This window comes from Collinsella sp. AM16-21 (assembly GCF_003471905.1).
In the GTDB taxonomy this organism is placed as follows: Bacteria; Actinomycetota; Coriobacteriia; order Coriobacteriales; family Coriobacteriaceae; genus Collinsella.
In genome coordinates this window covers 1-18839 of record NZ_QRKJ01000007.1, presented here as the reverse complement: position 1 = coordinate 18839, position 18839 = coordinate 1, and the positions used below count along the sequence as shown (strand labels likewise).

Here is an 18839-nt window from a genome sequence, read left to right as displayed (position 1 = left end):
TATGGAGTGCAGCATGAGCTCTTTGTCGAAGAAGACGGTCCTGTTGGTATTTGGAACAAGGCCCGAAGCAATCAAGATGTGTCCTCTCGTAAAGGAGCTGAAGAACCGATCTGGCCTTAACGCGAAGGTTTGCGTTACCGGCCAGCATCGCCAGATGCTCGACGTGGTCCTTGAGGAGTTTGGGGTTGTGCCCGATTTTGATTTGCACGTCATGAAACAAAGACAGACTTTGTTCGATGTTACCACGGCTGTTCTTAATGGCTTGGACGGCGTGCTGGATCAGCTCAAGCCCGACGTTGTTCTTGTTCACGGTGATACGACGACGTCCTTTGCCGCCGCACTTGCATGCTTCTACAAGGGCATTCCCGTGGGCCATGTCGAGGCGGGTCTGCGTACATACAACATCCACTCACCGTATCCCGAGGAATTTAATAGGCAGGCAACCGGCATACTTGCCGCTTGGCACTTTGCTCCAACTGAAGCAGCTCGCAACAACCTGCTTTCTGAGCATCGGGATTCCAGTCGAATTTTCGTGACGGGAAATACTGGCATTGACGCGCTTCGTACGACGGTGCGCGATCATTATTCGCATCCCGAGCTTGATTGGGTTGGAGATAGGCGCCTGATCTTGATTACGGCTCATCGTCGAGAGAATCTTGGCGAGCCCATGCACCACATGTTCAGGGCTATTCGCAGAATTGTTGAAAAGCATGATGACGTGCGCGCTGTTTATCCTGTACATTTGAATCCTGTCGTTCGCAAGGCGGCTCATGAAGAGTTGGACGGCTGCGACCGCATTCATCTAATTGATCCTCTAGACGTGGTTGATTTTCATAATTTCATGGCCCGCTCCTACTTGATTCTTACCGATTCAGGCGGCATTCAGGAAGAGGCCCCGGGCTTGGGTAAGCCGGTTTTGGTGATGCGTGATACGACCGAGCGCCCTGAGGGCGTTGCGGCGGGCACGCTTAAGCTTGTTGGCACAAGTGAAGATGCTATTTTCTCAACATGTTGCGACCTCTTAGAGAATGAAGAAGCATATTCCCGCATGGCTCATGCCAGCAACCCGTATGGTGACGGTCATGCGAGTGAGCGAATTGCTGATGTTCTGGAGAAGGGGCTGCAAAGTCTCGGGGAAGCATTGGTTCGGTAGATGAGTGAGGTTAAGCAGCTCTCTCTTAAAGAGAATATGCTGTGGAACTCGTTCGGTTCCATCGTTAACCTTGCTTGCCAATGGCTGATTACGATTCTGATCGTTCGCCTTGGTTCAGGTTACGAGGCATCCGGCGTTTTCTCTTTGGCAATGTCCATCTACAACATCTTTGCCCCTATCGCTCAGTATCGCATGTATACGTACCAGGTCTCAGATGTTGAGAATGAGAATACCACGGGTGAATACCTGGCGTTTCGGTTTTTCACTTGCGGAGTCGCGCTCGCTCTGTGCACCGGCTATTCGCTGTTTACATGCGAATCGGGAGCGATTGCAGCTATTCTGCTCTATGCCGTCTACAAGTCTATTTCCTTGGTTGTAGACGTCTTTCACGCGTGCGATCAGCGCCATCATCGAATGGATTACATCGGTAAGTCTCTGTCTTTTCAGGGGATTCTATCTCTTGTTGCCTTTACCGTAGTGTTTGGCTTATGCGAATCGCTCGAGGCGGCGATAGTTGCAATGACCGTTGTCGTGATCCTCGTTGGTGCTGTCTACGATTTGCCAAGGACCCTTCAATTCGGCCCATTGGCCCCAAGCATCTCGTTCAAAAAGTGCCTTCGACTGGCCTTGAGATGTCTCCCCATCGTTCTTGCGTCCATTGCCGCGGCGTCAGCATCTTCGATTCCAAGGCAATACCTTGTTGGTGTTCAAGGGGAGGCTGCTCTTGGCATTTATGCTGCCGCAGCTGCTCCTGTTGCGCTTATTCAGACGGGCGCCTCCTATATCTACAATCCTCTTCTAGGCTATTTTTCGGAGAGTTTTGCTGCTAGGGACAGGAAAGGCTTCAATGCGCTTTTGACAAAGGCGACGGTCGGGATCGTTGTTCTGGGGCTGGTGTGCGCTATTGGAGTAATGGTTTTAGGTGAGCCGGTTCTTGTTCTTGTGTATGGGAAAAAGATGTCTGGCTTTTCATATCTACTTCCTCCGCTTGTGGCGCTTGCGATGCTTACGGGGTATATGTGGTTTGTAAACGATTTGCTAATGGCTATCAGAAACTTCCGGGGTGCCTTTGTTGGGAATGTTGCTGCTCTAATTTCCTCTCTCTGCGCCTTACCTTTAATTGCTCTGTATTCGATGGATGGTGTTACATATGTCTGTCTCATTTCTGCTCTTTGTGGAATAGGCTTCATGGCAACCGTGTTAGTTATTCAGCTAAAAGGCTACTGGAAATAGTATGTGATGCCTGGATTACGTTTCGGAAGATAAAAGGTAAGGTGGATGTATGGATAAGCATCATCGATTGCTGGTTATTATTCCAGCGTATAATGAGGAAGAATCGCTCGAGGCCACGGTTGACGAGCTGGTAGGTGTCGCTCCAAGTGTTGACTATCTCGTAGTAAACGACGGCTCCAAGGATTTAACTGAGCGGATTTGTCGCGATCGTGGGTACAACTACGTAACACTGCCAGTCAATTCTGGCCTCACCGTTGGATTTCAGACGGGCATGAAGTACGCGCTCCGCAACGGCTACGATTATGCCCTTCAGTTTGATGCGGACGGTCAGCATATGCCTGAGTATATCGATGAAATGCTCGAGACCGCTATTAATGAAAACGCTGATATCGTAATTGGCTCACGCTTCCTCCACGTGAAAAAGGAAATCTCCGCTCGAATGATTGGCTCACGCCTTATTACAGTCATGATCAAGCTGACTACGGGAAAGCGCGTAGCTGACCCTACCTCGGGAATGAGAATGTTTAGCAAGGAAATGATTAAGCGCTTCGCGCAGGACGACTCGCTTAACCCTGAGCCCGAGAGCATTTCGCTTCTTATAAAAAAGGGGGCGAAGGTGAGCGAGGTTCAAGTTGAGATGCGTGAACGCCAGGCGGGGGAGAGCTATCTTAATATCTCCAAGTCGATTGCTTACATGGCGCGAGCTTGCATCTCCATTCTTTTCGTTCAGTGGTTCAGGTGATTATATGTCTAGCGTTTTAAGGGTCGTACTCATTCTGGGTGCATTTGCCATCTTGTTCGTGATAGTGAAGAAGCTCCGTAAGGCTCAGATACAGGTTCTCGACTCCGTGTTCTGGTTGTTCTTTGCTTTGAGCTTTGTCGTGTTTGCAGCCGTTCCCCAGATTGCCTTCTGGCTCGCAGGGGCCCTTGGCTTCGAAAGCCCGTCGAACTTCGTATTCCTCTATGCAATTGCGCTGCTTCTTTATCGAGAGTTCTCCAACACGGTAAAGATTGCAGAGCTCAGACGTCGCGTGAACGCACTTGTTGAAGAGCTCGCTCTCAAGTAGCATGACACCAGTCTTTATGCCCTTCGAACCCACCAACATCATCGTCATCGGTGGCTGCGGCTTCATCGGGTCCAGCTTCGTGCACTACGTAGTGAAGAACTACCCCGGGGTGCACGTGACCGTGCTCGACAAGCTCACCCACAGCTTAACCCTCGCTTCATGCACGACATGTTCACGGCATTCAATGCGCTACGGATGCCGGCAGGTCCCTCCTCGATAGCTACCATCTAAATGCGGCCTTCATTTAAATATCCAAGAGTGACAATTCAACCCCTTGCACTACCAGGTCTGGTCATCAATGAGATTTGCATGTGGATTAGAACCTACTTGGCGAACCTGGACTACAGAATAGTTAAAGATTGCCGCCATAGCCGTTGTTATGATGTAGAACTACTGGTCTAGAAAGAGGTTTCTCGCCGCAAGTTAAACCCCGCGGAGTCTTTCTCGGCCAGACAGTCTGTTTTCCGAGAATCGCTTCGCAAACACATCAATCAGGTTTCTCCATCCAAGCACCGCGAGCGCAATAAAAAATGGAGAATAGAGAAACATATACCTGGCCCTGCACTCAAACAGCATCAAAAACACGCTGAGCAAGAACACCGAACATAAAACCACATACTCCGTCTTTGATCTAGGGAACTTCAGCCAGTTCAGACACATACCGACCAGGACAAACATCCAGCAAAGCTGGGCAAAAACCTGGAACAGCGTGAAAGAGCCGTCTTCTCCAAAGAACTTTGACAGCGTGTTGTCAGAATGAGGAGTACTCAAAAAAAAGTTTCCTTCAGCAGCCCACGCAAAAGTACCGTCCGAATAGTTCGAAATAGTCTTCTGGACCATCAACTTCAAAACACCCTGGGGACCCAGAGACTCTAACCTCTCAGCCCACTTTTCGAAATTTGCATGTGATCTATCCTGTTGGCTACCAAATGAGGCGGAATAGATAACGTCGTCTTCATAGTAGCACCCATAAGTCTCGTCATTAAATCCCATCATCAAGAAATGAGCCATCGAAAAGGATTTATCGGCGTCAATCACCGGACCCGCCTCCCTTGCGAGTGAGTTGGCGCCAAACGAGAGAACAAGAGCACATGTGATCGCAGCGAATTGGAAAAAGAGCGATTTGATTTGAGAGCAATCCAACTGCCCGTCAACGACAAACCTTCGACGACTTATCGCGCATGCAGCCTCTATAAGCACAATTGAGACAACAACGAAGATGGCCGTAGGCTTAATAAAGTATCCGACCACGCCGAAAAAGAGCATGCCGAATGTGCGTAACGGGCTTCGGCCAGTATTGTTGTACAGAAACAAGACCAGCGCGGGGCAGATAGTTCCATACGTATCTGAATAAGGAACCGCAATCCAAGGAGAGAAGCTCAAGTACAAACAACCGAACGCAAGCGTATAGTACCCAGGACCAAAACCCGCCAGCCTCGCCACAACAAAGGAGGTCAGAACAACAGCCAAAGTAACACACGCTGCTCCCACCACGTCAAGCATGAGGTATACGTTTTGGAATCCAATAAGTTGGCAAAAGTGGCCCACAGTCTTGAAGATAAAAAGCAAAAACAGCTGGTTGGGATAGCGCGAGAAATAATCCAGCGTGGCTCCCTCATCGGACAACCCCGACATCAGCACACCGACATCCCAGCCTGTCTCAAAATATATGCTATTGATTAGGCAGATTTGAAGCACGAAAACTACCACGGCCAATGAAATGCTAACGCGTCTAAACATTTGAAGACCAAGGAAGTCCACGTTCGCCTTTGGCCGTCTCTTAGCCAATGCCACAGAGACAACGAGCCCCACTATCACAACCACAGCCAGACTAGGTAAAGAAAGGGATGCCTCCTCCCCTTTGCAGGCATAAGGCAGGCGCGGGGCAAGGAAAGCAACGGCAAGCAGGGCAAGCGAGAAATACGCCAAAGCGACACATCTGCCAAAACGCAAAAACCACGGAATCTTAACGACTCCACGTGTCGCAGGACAAGATTCGACCACGTTAGCCCCTTAGGTTTCGTCGGTTGCTTTCATACGTTCTCTTTTCGATTAGATAGCGCGGGCGACTCTTTGTCTCAAGATACGCCTTGCCCACATACTCGCCGATAACACCGAGGCTCAGGAGTTGCGTGCCACCCAAAAACAAGATGACACAGATGGTACTCGTCCAGCCCGAAACCGTCGCCCCAGAGAAATAAGAGAGGATCGCCCAAAAGGTCCCCAATAGGCCAACGAGGCCAATTACAGCGCCCGCCGCGCTAATTAGGTGGATAGGCTTAATCGAAAGGCTCGTTATCCCGTCAACAGCGAGAGCGATCATCTTTCGTAGGGGATAGTGACTGTCACCCGCAACGCGAGCTGCGCGCGAGTACTCAACGGTTGAACTGGGAAGCCCAATCAACGGAACCATTCCGCGCAAGAACAGATTTGATTCTCCATATTCCGACAACCCATCCAGAGCGGCAAGGCTCAAGAGCCTATAATCTGCATGATTGAAGACGGTATCTACCCCCATCTCTTTCATCATGCCGTAGAAAGCCTCCGCAGTCATCCTTTTAAAGAACGTATCGGTAGACCTGTCGTTTCTAACGCCATATACGACGTCACTACCGTCCAGGTACTTTTCAATCATTTTAGATACGGCCGAGATATCGTCTTGCCCGTCGCAATCCAAAGAAATGGAGACGTCACAGTACTTACGCGCTTCCATAAGCCCCGCAAGAAGGGCATTCTGATGACCTCGATTTCTTGACAGTGATATTCCCCTGAAATGAGCATCGTCGTTTGAGAGTCTTTCAATGATGGTCCATGTGCTATCACTCGACCCATCGTCTACAAACAGAATGCTACTTTTATCACTTACGATTTCGGCCGAAATCAATCCGCTGAGCTCAGACAAAAACGTCCCAGATGTTTCCGGCAAGACAGCTTCCTCATTGTAACAAGGAATGACCATCCACAGAATCGGCTTCGGGGACGGAGTCTGAGTATCATCGCTTTGCATGCACTTGCCTTTCACGGACAAAACGTTCAACGAAAAGTGATTATACTCCACCTCGCGGCGCAGCCCCGGTGCTAGACTCGTCATCTCCTGACGAATCAACCATGGTAAAAATCCCCAAACTGAAACGCCGCGAGAATTCTCGCGTTGAATAGCTTGCGCTTATGAAGTGATTGGACGATCAAGAAGATACGTAGCGCTGCAGGCGAGTTGGGGAGTGTGTTAGGGATATTAAATATAAAAATCCCGGATATGCTTTCGCATAAACGATGTCACGGCGATTCTGGGATTTTGGGCTGTGCGGAGTATGAGCTCAAAATGAGTAACAACGATAAGAAAGTTTCCGGGAGGCGTTTGGTTAGAATTTCTTTTTGTTCAAGCTGCACATCCGAGGCTCCTCAAAAGATGGAGCTTGGTTTGGCGCAGTAAGTAAGAATCCTGCTTGCACTGCTTGATGCCGCAAATGGGGACGGCGAGATCGTTTCGCTTATGTCAGTGGCATGGGTTTTCCGGGAGCTACTATCGGCTGGGCCTTCTCAGAATGGTACAAGGGAGGCAATGGTGAGATTTCTGCGGATAGCACCATTGCCTCTCTGATTATTTGGTTTTCCGCTTCATGTGTAATTCTCATCTTATTTATTGCGTCTAGGGCATGCTTTGCAAGGCGCCGTTCAAAATTGCGCGGGATGTTGCTAATCTTGGAACAAGAACTTGAGAATGAGCAAATAGCCAAGAGGGCTCACTGTATCATCAGATGATGAGAAATCGATTGAGCCCAGGCATGCTGTATCGATACTAACCAGTGCAGAATAGCAAGTGAGGGGAAAACTCTGAAACTGCCCTTAGCCCCGCTTGAGGTTTGGAGGATAAAGAAAGATGACTATTGGGAAGGCCGATCTGAGTAAGGCGGATATTGGGGTAATTGCCGCGTTGCTCGTCGGCGTTTTATCTGCTGCGTCGCTGGCCTTTATCAAGCTACGTCCTTCCGCGGCTTTTGTCTATGCCCTGGCTGCGTTTGTCGGAGCTGTACTCATTGCTTATTCGTATCATTTCTTTCTTAGGACTCCGAAACAGACCAAATATGGCGTTTCTTCTCCCAAGATGCTCGCTTGTATCATTGGGTTAAGCGCTATAGGTGCCATTCTTCTTGAGGTGTTTACGCTTTGGGGAGCGCCGTTGTCTACCCCGTTAGAGTTATCAGATTGGAGCAAGCGACGTATTCTAATCTTTTTCGTCGCTATTTCGGGCTGCATAATCGTACATGTCTCCAATTCGTACGCCGCGGTTCCCAAGATCGGGCCTTCAGGGCATTCGTATCAAAGGTCTATTGGCAAACTGTTTGTCTACTCTATTCCGGGTGTCACGCTGATGACCCTCTTTGTCGCAATAATTTGCTTGGTGCCTAGTTACTTTGTCTCTAAGATAATCGGTGTAGTTGCGGGTCGTTTAACTTATCTGTTGATTTGCTTGTTCCTTGTCGGCGTTGGTGCGTTCTTTTATTTCTGGAAGAAGGGAAGGGTCGAGCTTTTTTTTCTCAGCTCTTGCCTACTATTGGGATCTTTCTTAGTTTTCATAGCACCTCCGGTAACCGCGATTTCTTGGGATGACGAGATTCATTACGACAGGGCTCTCGGTTTGTCATACCTAGGACATTCGGAGTATTCATACGCGGATCAACTGCTCGTCACCAAGCCCTGGGCTGCGGTGAATTTAGACCATGAATTGCTCCGCGAGTCGGTGGATGAGGTCGCTGAAGCGGGTGCTTCTGCTGAACAGTCGGGCGAATATATGGAGCAGGCAAGTTTTGCATCGCCCATATCGAAAAGCAGCCTCACTACGGTCTCCACATTCGGGTATGTTCCATCGGCAATCGGTCTGTGGGTAGCTCGCGTATTCCATGTTCCAATTTTGGTGAGCTTCATGTTTGGTAAGATGGGCAACCTTATTTCATATGCAGTAGTTGTTGCTTTCGCCATCCGTATTATCCCTACTAAAAAGTTGTCCATGATGCTCATTGGTCTTCTTCCGACGAGTATTTTTCTCGCTTCAAATTATTCGTATGATCCTGTTGTGACGTCATTTCTCATGCTTGCAGCTGCTTTGGTAGTGAGAGAAATTAGCCGTCCGCTCGAGCGACTTACAATCAAAAGCCTGCTAAAAATCGTCACTGCGTTATTCCTAGGGCTTGCTCCAAAGGCAATTTACTTTCCAGTCATTGGTCTGCTACTTCTTATGCCCCGAGCCAAGTTTTCCTCGCGCACCGCTTACAAACGCTATATCGGTTTCGTAGTCGCCTTCGGGCTCGTAATGGTTTTATCATTTGTGTTGCCAATGCTATTTAGCGCTGATGCGCAAGCAGGGGATGCCCGCGGGGGATCTGATGTTAGTGCGTCAGGTCAAATCGCGTATATTCTCTCTCATCCGTTGGATTACGCATACACGCTCATCAACTTCATATTGGGCTATATTTCCCCTGTTAATTCCGATATGTACTCGCTTTCATTCTCTTATATGGGCGTCTCTCTTCCGGTTGTGTTGCAATGGAGCTCAGCCTTGCCCTTTACGGTTCTCGTCGTTGGATCTTTAATTGATAGTCCAAAAACGAAGACTTTTGGATTGAGCCTGTGTGGTAGGTTGTGGGTTCTTACTATAGTCGCATCATCGATTGCTCTTGTTTGCACGGCTTTATATGTGAGCTTTACATCAGTTGGATCGGATGCCATTGCAGGTTGTCAAGCACGATACCTTACTCCGCTGTTGCTATACGCTGCCTTGCTTGCCCCTTCTTTTTCTACAGGGGGCATACAGATCAGTAATTCAGGCAAATTGATAAAGGAAGAAAGCACGACAAGAATAACTATGCTGCTTCTTACGTCAATTATGGTCTTTTTCTCCGCAGCATGTTCGTATTATTTCATAGTAATCTGGTAGTTTGGTGGCCAGCCACGCGGCGAGCTGCTGGTTATAGACTAGTGGCTGACCGAGGAGGTCGACGACGCCGGGTCGCCTTGTCGCGGGGCCTGCGGACCCTCGCCGGCATGACCGCCGACCCGTAGTGGGCGGCGAGGTCCTCGTACGCGGCGTTGAGCACGACCTCGCCCTCCCTCGGGTGGGCGGTGACGCCGGTCTTGAGGTTGTCGGGCGCGATGCACGGGGTGGCGCCTCCGAGGAACTCGAACGCGTGGACGTGGCAGCGCAGCCAGGTGTCCTGCTTCATGTCGAGGGCCGGCTCGACGTAGCTGTACCTGCTGAAGGGCAGGCAGGCGACGAACAGGTAGACCTTCGAGACGACGCCGGTCGCCGGGTCGACGAGGGACATGGTCGGACCGGACCAGTCGACCTCCATGTTCCTGCCCGCCTTGCGGCCGACCCAGCTCACGACGTTCCTGCTGACCGTGAACTGCCTGTACCGCTTGCAGAAGCGGTCGTAGGACGTGGCCGCCTCGCCCCGCGCGGCGCACTCCTCGCGGTACTCGCCGTGCAGGAGCCTGAGCGTGACGCCGACCTTCGCGAGCTCGGCGTGGACCGCGTCCCAATCCGGGTCCGGGTACACCGGCCCCGGCTGCTCGCGCTCCGGGAACAGGCGGGCGTACACTTCCCCGGCGCTCATCCGTTCCGCTTCCTCCCAGGCGACGTCGTGCTCGGCCGCGGCCCTGAGCACGACGGAGACGCTGGCTTTCGACGCGTGCAGCGCGGCGGCGATCGCGTTGAGCGATAGGTTCGACGACCTCAGCCTGGGCACCTCCCTCGCCGGTATCCTTCTCGCCATGATCCATTCCTTTCTCTCGACTACCGGTATGGCGTCTCGATCGTATAGGCGGCGGACCGGTGGGGCGCGGGCGCGTATGCGAGCGGTACTGAAGCGCGCCGCGGGCGGTGAGTATTGCTCGCTCTGAGTAGCACCTGTTTCGCGCTTTCCGTATCGCTTCCCATCCAGACGTTTCGCTCCTTCCGTATCGCCCGTTCCGCCATTTCCGTATCGCCCCTCCTCCGCCCGTAGAATCGGCTTGCCATGCAACCGATCCACGGAAGGAGAAACCACATGGCAAGGAAGATAAGGGCGAAGCTCATAATGGAGCTCCGCGACCAGGGCATGTCGAGGAGGTCGATCGCCAAGACCAGGCACATGTCCATGGGCAGCGTCTGCGAGGTGTTCGACATTGCGGACGATCGCGGCATCACCTGGGACCAGGTGAAGGGTATGGGGGACGAGCGGGTCTACGAGCTGTTCTACCCCGACCGCAACGCGCGCGAGAGCGTCTTCGAGGAGCCCGACTGGTCCTACGTGCACGCCGAGATGGCGAAGGTCGGCGTCAACCTGCGCCTGCTGCACGACGAGTACAAGTCGAAGTGCTCGCGCGAGCACATGGTCGCCATGGGCTACACCAGGTTCTGCGAGCGCTACGGGGACTACACCGTGGCGAACAACCTGACCAAGCGCATCGAGCACAAGGCCGGCGTGTCCTGCGAGGTCGACTGGTCCGGCCCGACGGTCGGCAGGGGGCTGGTGAACCCGGTCACCGGGGAGGTTTCGAAGATCTACCTGTTCGTCGGCGTGCTCCCGTTCAGCCAGAAGGCCTACTTCGAGCCGACGCTGGACATGAGGGAGCGCACCTGGCTGCGCTGCCACGTGCACATGTACGAGTTCTGGGGCGGCGTGCCACAGTGTTCAGTTGACCGTTGACACAAACACGCGTGCGCGGATGCGAGCGGTACTCAAGCGTGCCGCGGGCGGTACCGAAGGGCAATATTCACATTTTTGGATGATACTACCGAAGCGCGTTGCAGGTGGAACGGAGAAAGTCTATTACTCAAGAATAAACGACGCGCAACCGATCGGATGAATCGAGATATTGCACACCTCTCGTTACGTCTCAACATTTCCATAGAGAACAGCAGAAATCTCAAAACTCGACAAGGCGCTCAGATCCGGCATCTCTATTGCCATGAGCAACAAATGATTATTTACCTTTGCATTATCAAGTAACGGTTAGGCCATATCCAACTTTCTCCCTTTACGGTAAAGGTGAACAAATTCATCAGAGAATTTCTTTACGTAATCTCTATCGATGGCGGTCGCTAGCGTTTCATCATTATGTTCTGCTGTCTTTGTCCAGTTGTATGAGCCATGCATTACGTACTCAAAATCAATGATACAAAACTTATCGTGCATACGGTTCCATTCACGCCAACCAGAACGCGAGATGAGAACGGTATCAAAACCACTAAGCTGGCCATAGTAAGGACGATTGGCATCCTCGTCTGAGACAATCAATCTCACGGAAACGCCTTGCTGCCTTTTTGCTCTGAGCTCATTTATAAAGGCCCGATTGGTCAGCCATGCCACTGCAGCCCAGATGGAATACCGCGCATCCCGGATACCTTGGATAATTTCTTCTTGAATATTGGTAAACACGACATCATGTTCCGTGTATTCAACATCTTCGGATTGAATAATCTTTGGGCGAAGGGTCAATTCTCCTAAAGCATACTCATCGCTTTCTTCGTACACGTAATTGATTATGTCGTACAAATCGTCATATTGATTATTGGCTTCATTCAGAAGGGGTACGGGTATGCGCAGCTCAATATCTTCGTATCGCTGATTAGGGCGCCCATGCCGCACAAACCCCCATTGGGGTTTTCTATTCAGCGTGACTCTTCTGAGTATGGGCAATAAGTCGTCTTTTTTCCCTGAATACTTTTTATCGAATTTCAAGACCTCAATCATAGTCCTTACGAATAATTCGTCATCCATTACATCCTCCAACATAAGAAACTAGGCATTTAGCTGCATGGAGCAAGGATGTTTTTGAGTGCCTCAACCATCCAGCTTTCGAGCGCACCACTCAATAAGCCTCCGATAATTCCGAATGCAGCAATTTTGTAATCATGAAGCTTCTGCTACCTTTTCTCCTCTTTGTTCAGGGCAACAACGGTGGCGTAATCATCTACGAAATCAAATCCTCTTTGAGTGACTCCCCCAAAGAGGAATCCACCATCGCTACCATGGCCTTTTATCAAGCCCGCTTCGTGTAGGCCGTTGTAGAGCTCAATATACTTTTCGATGAAACAGTACTTCTCGCCCGTGAGATGAAGGTGATTCTCGGCAACAAAACCGCTACCCTCACTTCCCCCTCAGCCGCAACTAGCAGATTCAACCCCTCAAGCTCACTGCTCTGCAAGTCGACACCATTTACTGAGTACATCGGCACCGCCTGAAATTATCCTTAAAGCTCAACACTAGAGACATCGAATTCACCTGACATAAGTTTAGACAGCAGAGTGTCACGAAGCTCGATGAGAGCGACAATTTCTTTTCTGTTTGAGAGAAGCATATCGTATAGAGGGGCAACTTTTCCAGAGAAAGCTTGCAGGTCATCAACGTCGGAAATCACCTTCTTGCCATAATCTGTTCCTTTCTCTCGACTAATGGTATGGCGTTTCGAGTGTATAGGCGGCGGACCGCTGGGGCGCGGTACTCAAGCGCGCCGCTGGCGGTACTGAAGGGCAATTTTCACGTTTTTGAATGGCGGTACTGAAGCGCGTTATAAGTGGTACGGAGAAAGACGATTACTCAGTCAATGAGATTCCTTTCTCTAAATACAGAAAAAGGAATCAGTAACTCACAATTATGTCGCCGCAATAAGGGGGGGGCGGGGGAATGGAGGCCCCGTCCCCCTTATCTATATGCAATGATATTGCTTGCACCTATTGTGAGGCTGCATTTAGATCTCACAAGTGGTAATAGCGATTTCCAGGTTCTCCCACGGTGAAATTCGGGTTTATATATGGATCGCCTTCGACATAGTAGTTTGCCCAGCGATAATTCATGTACGCAACCTCTTTGTGGAAGCGAATCTGCTTGTTTGTGTTGTTTTCAACGCCTCTAGAAATTGACTCGTAATGATACAGCTCGACTTCGGGCGTGTATACAATCAGATCGTTAATCTCGCGAAGCTTTAGGCAAAAGTCAACATCATTAAATGCGACTTGAAGCTCTTCGGTGAAACCTCCGACTTTTTCGTATTCGCTTCGTTTGGTCATGATGCAAGCCGCCGTGACGGCGCTGAAATCTTGCTGCGCATCGTTGAGTGCAAAATAGCCCCAGTTGTCTTTTGGCATGCTTTGGCAGAGATGTCCTGCCACGCCGCCCGTGACGCATAGGCCAGCGTGTTGAATGGTGTTGTCGGGATAGTAGAGTTTTGCACCAACTGCGCCAACATCCTCGCGTGCGCAGATGCCAAGCATAGTTTCAATCCAATTGGGCGTAATCACTTCGGTGTCGTTATTCAGCAGCAAGAGATAATTTCCCTTGGCGCGGGCCACTCCAAAGTTCATGAGCTTGGAAAAGTTAAATTCGTGCTCCCAGGTAACAAGGCGAACGATATCAGGGTATTTGGCTTGTAACTTATCGTAATACTCGAACGTCGCATTTTCCGTGCTGTTATTTTCGATTATCACAAGCTCGTAATTGTCGTATGTGGATTTCTCGATAATTGACGTAATGCAGTTATCGAGGATATTAGCGTGATCTTTGGTCGGAATGATGATCGAAACGAGCGGATGGGAATCTGGTACGGCGTAGGTTACTTTATATGTAAAGGGACGACGCGCTTGTTCAACTTTTGCATTGAGCCCAAGTCTGTCGAGGTGATTCTGAACCGCCTTAATACCCGCAATGGTGGCATAAGGTTTGCTGTCGGCATTTGCCGCGGTTGACGTTTCGCTTAGGCGCCAGTGATATAGAACTTTTGCAACATGGTGGACGTTCCTAGCCTTTTCCACGGCCCGGAGAGTCAAATTGTGATCCTGGGCCCCATCGAACTCTTTCGTATTCGGTTGCAGCGTGTCAAGAAGGGACTTACGGATGGTAAGCATGTGGCATATATAGTTATTATTTCTGAGTAAATCGATATTGAAATCCGGTTTAAAGAACGGCTGTGCCAGCTTTCCATCGGGCATGAGTTTGTCTTCATCGCAATAAAGAAGATCAACGTTATCATTGTTTTCAATTGCCTCGGCATACGAGAACAACAAATCCGGTTCAAGGATGTCGTCATGGTCAAAGAAGCTAACGAAATCGCCCGAAGCTACGGCAACGCCTGCGTTTGTATTTTCGGAAATACCCTTATTTTCGGTAAGAATAATTGACTTAATTCTGTTGTCGCGGGCTGTCTCCTGCTCAACGCGAGCCTTTAGTTCCTGATTGTCAGGGCTTGCATTAACTAGGAGGAGCTCCCAGTTTGCATAAGACTGGTTTTTTACGGATTCGACCATATCGTTAAAAAACGAAATGGGCGTGTTGTAAAGAGGGACAATGATGCTGAATTTCGGAGCGCTATTGAAGACGATTTTTCTCTGCTTCTCCAGTGCACCAATGGTTGCCTTATGCTCTGTAAACCATTCGGGGTATTCAGGGTCAAACTGCGCATGGGTAAAGAGGAAGTTGGTCTCCTCAAGAAGCAAGCCTAATTTATCAGGCGTTAAGCAGTCAAATGCACTGAATGATGGGTGATTTTGATCGTCAATAATAAAATAGTAACGATCAAACGCCTTTGGCATGCGGATCGAGAGCTGCGTTTCAAGTTGCTTTTTCTCGGATGTAAATCCAACGCTCGTTACATTTGAACCGAAATTGACTATGCTCAGCCCAACCTCATTGAGGAACCGGTCGAGGCAGCGAAGTTTGATTTGGGAGTCGCTACGATACGGCGTTCTCACCGTGCACCTAAGGATGTAGTCGCTTGAATCTTCGATGCACTGCCAGAAATCAATCGTTGCCATGTCAAACTCTGAAACGTCATCATAGTTTCGGAGTTTACTGCACATGTCAGGTTTAATTTTGTAGTTAAGGCGAGACTCCCATTTGATGTTCTTGCAATTGAGTGAAAGGGAGTCGCTGCTCAGGGTACGACCGTCTTGGCCGATTTCGCAAAACTCAATTTTGATGGTGCGGGCATCGGGATCGGGGAGTACAAGGACGTATGAGTTCGAGTCACAACCATTGTCCCGGAATTTTAGGAGGGATAAAGGTAAGCAGCGGTTGTCGTTTGTAGCCGCTTGGGCTGTTACGCTGGAGCCTTTATGGATGCCTTCAATCTTAAGCTGCTGGTAGATTTTCCAGTTTCCTCTGCATACTCCGGTTGTTTCGACTCGCATTGTCTGCCTTTCGTTTGTTGGACACTGCCCATTGTACTTTTTCATTTGTTGCCTCGCTAGAAATGCAGAAAGAGTTGCGTGTTTCTGCTGTCCGAATTAAATAAGAAGACGGGGAGGTTGCTGCCGGTGCGTATAATTTAATTAACTATGCATCTGTAATCAGCGGCTTTTGCTCAACGATTGTCAATCGAGAGGATTTTTATGAAAGGCATCATCCTCGCCGGCGGGTCCGGCACCCGCCTGTACCCGCTCACGCTCGTGACCTCCAAGCAGCTGCTGCCGGTCTACGACAAGCCCATGATCTACTACCCGCTGTCCACCCTCATGCTGGCGGGCATCCGCGACATCCTGGTCATCTCCACGCCGACCGACCTGCCCAACTTCGAGCGCCTGCTCGGGGACGGCTCACGCTACGGCGTGAACCTTTCCTACGCCGAGCAGCCCTCGCCGGACGGCCTGGCCCAGGCCTTCACGATCGGCGAGGACTTCATCGCCGGCGAGCCGTGCGCACTGGTGCTCGGCGACAACATCTTCTACGGCAACGGCCTGTCGCGCCACCTGACGCGCGCCGTCCAGAACGCCGAGTCGGGCAGGGCCACGGTCTTCGGCTACCACGTGGACGACCCCGAGCGCTTCGGCGTCGTGGAGTTCGACGGCGAGGGGAGGGCCGTCTCCATCGAGGAGAAGCCCGCCCAGCCCAAGAGCTCCTACGCCGTTACCGGCCTGTACTTCTACCCGGGCGATGTCGCCGCCAAGGCACATAGGGTGGAGCCGTCCGCGCGCGGCGAGCTGGAGATCACCACGCTCAACCAGATGTACCTGGAGGAGGGGACGCTGTCCGTGGTGACCCTCGGCCGCGGCTACGCGTGGCTGGACACCGGCACCATGGAGAGCCTGCACGAGGCCGCGGAGTTCGTCCGCGCCGTGGAGCACTCCCAGGACCTGCCCGTGTCCGTCCCCGAGGAGATCGCCTGGGAGAACGGCTGGATCTCCACCGCCGAGCTTGAGGAGGCCGCCAAGGCCTACGGCAAGTCGGTCTACGGGCGGCACCTGAAGAAGGTCGCCGCCGGCGAGATCGTCAACAGCCCGCGCGAGTACTAGCGCAAGCTTGTTTTCTTTTAGGGGTCACCGTTTATCTGGTGGCCCCTTTCGTTATGATTACGTTGACCATAAAGACAATATGATTGGGAGTGGATGTGTTAAGCGTCTACTTTGGCGATATGCCAGAAGCGATTTACAACACAGCGACATATTTCAAAAACTCTTACCGGTCTTCTTGGATTACGGATCCCTATGCAGTCTCGATAATTAAAGATGTTGATCGATCGGATGTTGTCTCCGAAAACGTCATCGAAAGCCCTGTGCTTGGATTCATCTCCCCACTCCAGCTTTCTGGTGGCGTGAAAACGCTGCTGCTTATGAGATTTGATCGTAAGCAAATTTTTAACGCTTCTACCTGTGGTGACAACTGTGCCAAGTGGATTCTCGACATGGCGAAAGACCGCAAGCTTGTTGTGAATCTCTATCATGTGATGGACTTTGGTCGCGAGGATTTTAAAATTAAAGTCGTGAATAGCGGCCGAATCGTTCACAACATGGCCGAATTGATTCACGAGTCGATTCCGTATCTGTAGGTACTGCTTATGAACGGTTCGCATCTCGTTAAGATTTCCCGCCGCAGGGGAACTAAGTACACATTTACCATCAAGCGGAACATCACTATTGTGCGTGGCGATAGTGGCACGGGTAAGACGACACTGTTTGACATGGTCGCAGACTACATGCGAACGGGCGAGCAGTCGGGCGTTTCCTTGCAATGCGATTGTCCCTGTGTCGCCCTGACCGATTATGATTGGCGAAACCAGCTTTCGTCCGTTCATGACTCGATTGTATTTGTCGATGAGGGCTTAAAAGAGATCCATTCTGATGAGTTTGCCCATCATGTGCTGTATTCCTCGAATTATTTCGTGCTGATCTCAAGGGCTGATTTCCCCAATCTTCCGTATAGCGTGGATGAGATTTACAAGATTAAGACGAGCGGAAAATACCATTCTTTCGTCCCTGTTTATCAAGATCGCGGGAATCATCGTTATGCTATTTCCCGGTCGGCGCCAAAACAGGACTTTTCTATCCTTCTATGCGAGGACAGTAAGTCTGGTTTCCAGTTCTTTGAACGGCATTTCGCTGACAGTGAGCTTACCTGTACTTCGGCCATGACGAACAGCGCGATTTTGGGCTGGTTGGATCAGCATCTCGACGATCGCGTGTTTGTTGTCGCGGACGGGGCGGCATTTGGGTGCTATGCGGACCGCGTCCTTAAGCTGCAAGACATTCACCGCGATACTGTTACGGTTTGTCTTCCCGAATCATTCGAGTGGCTTCTGCTGAGCTCCGGCGTAATTTCAGAGCTAGATGTTAAGACGGTTTTGGAAACCCCAGAAGCCTTTGTAAACAGTGAGAAGTTTAAAAGCTGGGAGGATTTCTTCTATAAGTACTTACGCGATAAAACTGGGAATTCGGTCTTCCGGTACGACAAAGACTGCATTCCGGAGGCGTTTTGTAGGGGAAGTAATTCTGCGAAGGTCATGGCTCTTATCGCATGCCGAAATGTCCGATAGTTTTGTTGAATAGTGCCGCGGCGTCACTTCCTGCGGCATACTAAAGAAGCTGTACTTGCTTCAGATTGGATTTTCATGTCTGAGATTTTTGAACCTAAGAACATCATCGTCACGGGCGGCTGCGGCTTCATCGGCAGCAACTTCGTGCACTACGTCGTGAACAACCACCCGGGCGTCCACGTCACCGTCCTGGACAAGCTGACCTACGCCGGCAACCCCGAGAACATCGCGGGGCTGCCCGAGGACAGGGTCGAGCTCGTCGTCGGTGACATCTGCGACGCGGAGCTGCTCGATAGGATCGTCCCCGGCCACGACGCGATCGTGCACTACGCCGCCGAGAGCCACAACGACAACTCCATCGCCGACCCGGAGCCCTTCCTGCGCACCAACGTCGAGGGCACCTTCCGCCTCCTGGAGGCCGTCCGCAAGCACGGCATCCGCTACCACCACGTCTCCACCGACGAGGTCTACGGCGACCTGGCGCTCGACGACCCCGCCAAGTTCACCGAGGAGACGCCGTACCACCCGTCCTCGCCGTACTCGAGCACCAAGGCGAGCTCCGACATGCTCGTGCGCGCCTGGACCCGCACCTATGGCCTGCG

15 protein-coding genes are annotated in these 18839 nt (G+C 51.0%); 10 read left to right on the top strand and 5 right to left on the bottom strand.

The features are described 5' to 3' along the window. The first annotated feature begins 13 nt into the window (after positions 1-13). The 4 genes from wecB to DW180_RS05080 are packed head-to-tail and all read left to right on the top strand — an operon-like array spanning position 14 to position 3453. The gene (wecB, locus tag DW180_RS05095) at positions 14-1153 is read left to right on the top strand and encodes a non-hydrolyzing UDP-N-acetylglucosamine 2-epimerase (RefSeq protein WP_055252470.1); all 1140 of its coding nucleotides are present in this window, start codon (positions 14-16) and stop codon (positions 1151-1153) included. Continuing rightward, a complete protein-coding gene (locus tag DW180_RS05090) occupies positions 1154-2386 on the top strand; it encodes a lipopolysaccharide biosynthesis protein (RefSeq protein ID WP_055252469.1) in 1233 nt (410 codons plus the stop codon). It begins immediately after the preceding gene. Between the two features lie 49 nt (positions 2387-2435). After that, entirely contained in the window at positions 2436-3128 is a 693-nt protein-coding gene (locus DW180_RS05085; protein ID WP_055252468.1) for a glycosyltransferase family 2 protein, read from the top strand. Positions 3129-3132: 4 nt separating this feature from the next. Further along, positions 3133-3453: a DUF2304 domain-containing protein gene (locus DW180_RS05080; RefSeq protein ID WP_055252467.1), complete on the top strand. Its 321-nt coding sequence runs from the start codon at positions 3133-3135 to the stop codon at positions 3451-3453. A 423-nt stretch (positions 3454-3876) separates the two neighbouring features. Here DW180_RS05080 and DW180_RS05070 read toward each other — a convergent pair whose 3' ends face one another. After that, the gene (locus DW180_RS05070; protein WP_118237750.1) at positions 3877-5457 is read right to left on the bottom strand and encodes a hypothetical protein; all 1581 of its coding nucleotides are present in this window, start codon (positions 5455-5457) and stop codon (positions 3877-3879) included. Between the two features lies 1 nt (position 5458). Next, positions 5459-6460, bottom strand: a complete 1002-nt coding sequence (locus DW180_RS05065) for a glycosyltransferase family 2 protein (RefSeq protein WP_055252547.1) — start codon at positions 6458-6460, stop codon at positions 5459-5461. Positions 6461-7333: 873 nt separating this feature from the next. Between DW180_RS05065 and DW180_RS05060 the strand changes: the two genes are divergently transcribed. Then, the gene (locus tag DW180_RS05060) at positions 7334-9388 is read left to right on the top strand and encodes a DUF2142 domain-containing protein (protein ID WP_118237748.1); all 2055 of its coding nucleotides are present in this window, start codon (positions 7334-7336) and stop codon (positions 9386-9388) included. Positions 9389-9419: 31 nt separating this feature from the next. Here DW180_RS05060 and istA read toward each other — a convergent pair whose 3' ends face one another. Next, the gene (gene istA / locus DW180_RS05055; protein WP_118237746.1) at positions 9420-10226 is read right to left on the bottom strand and encodes an IS21 family transposase; all 807 of its coding nucleotides are present in this window, start codon (positions 10224-10226) and stop codon (positions 9420-9422) included. 273 nt (positions 10227-10499) lie between these two features. On the opposite strand from istA, the gene DW180_RS05045 reads away from it, so the two are divergent. Then, a complete protein-coding gene (locus tag DW180_RS05045) occupies positions 10500-11141 on the top strand; it encodes a transposase (RefSeq protein WP_147357375.1) in 642 nt (213 codons plus the stop codon). Positions 11142-11447: 306 nt separating this feature from the next. Here the strand turns inward: DW180_RS05045 and DW180_RS05040 are convergent, their stop codons facing one another. After that, complete coding sequence (locus tag DW180_RS05040; RefSeq protein ID WP_055252552.1) at positions 11448-12215, bottom strand: phospholipase D-like domain-containing protein; 768 nt, start codon at positions 12213-12215, stop codon at positions 11448-11450. Positions 12216-13192: 977 nt separating this feature from the next. After that, positions 13193-15664, bottom strand: coding sequence for a glycosyltransferase (locus DW180_RS05035; protein WP_118237742.1), 2472 nt, complete (start codon positions 15662-15664; stop codon positions 13193-13195). Positions 15665-15820: 156 nt separating this feature from the next. Between DW180_RS05035 and rfbA the strand changes: the two genes are divergently transcribed. The 4 genes from rfbA to DW180_RS05015 form a co-directional block, all read left to right on the top strand. After that, positions 15821-16720, top strand: coding sequence for a glucose-1-phosphate thymidylyltransferase RfbA (rfbA, locus tag DW180_RS05030; protein WP_118237740.1), 900 nt, complete (start codon positions 15821-15823; stop codon positions 16718-16720). Positions 16721-16815: 95 nt separating this feature from the next. Continuing rightward, positions 16816-17253 (top strand): DUF4869 domain-containing protein, encoded by a 438-nt coding sequence (locus DW180_RS05025; RefSeq protein WP_055252684.1) that lies wholly within the window; start codon positions 16816-16818, stop codon positions 17251-17253. A gap of 9 nt (positions 17254-17262) precedes the next feature. Continuing rightward, entirely contained in the window at positions 17263-18237 is a 975-nt protein-coding gene (locus DW180_RS05020) for a hypothetical protein (RefSeq protein ID WP_118237738.1), read from the top strand. A gap of 75 nt (positions 18238-18312) precedes the next feature. Beyond that, a partial coding sequence (locus tag DW180_RS05015) for a dTDP-glucose 4,6-dehydratase (protein ID WP_118237736.1) occupies positions 18313-18839 on the top strand: 527 nt, incomplete at its 3' end.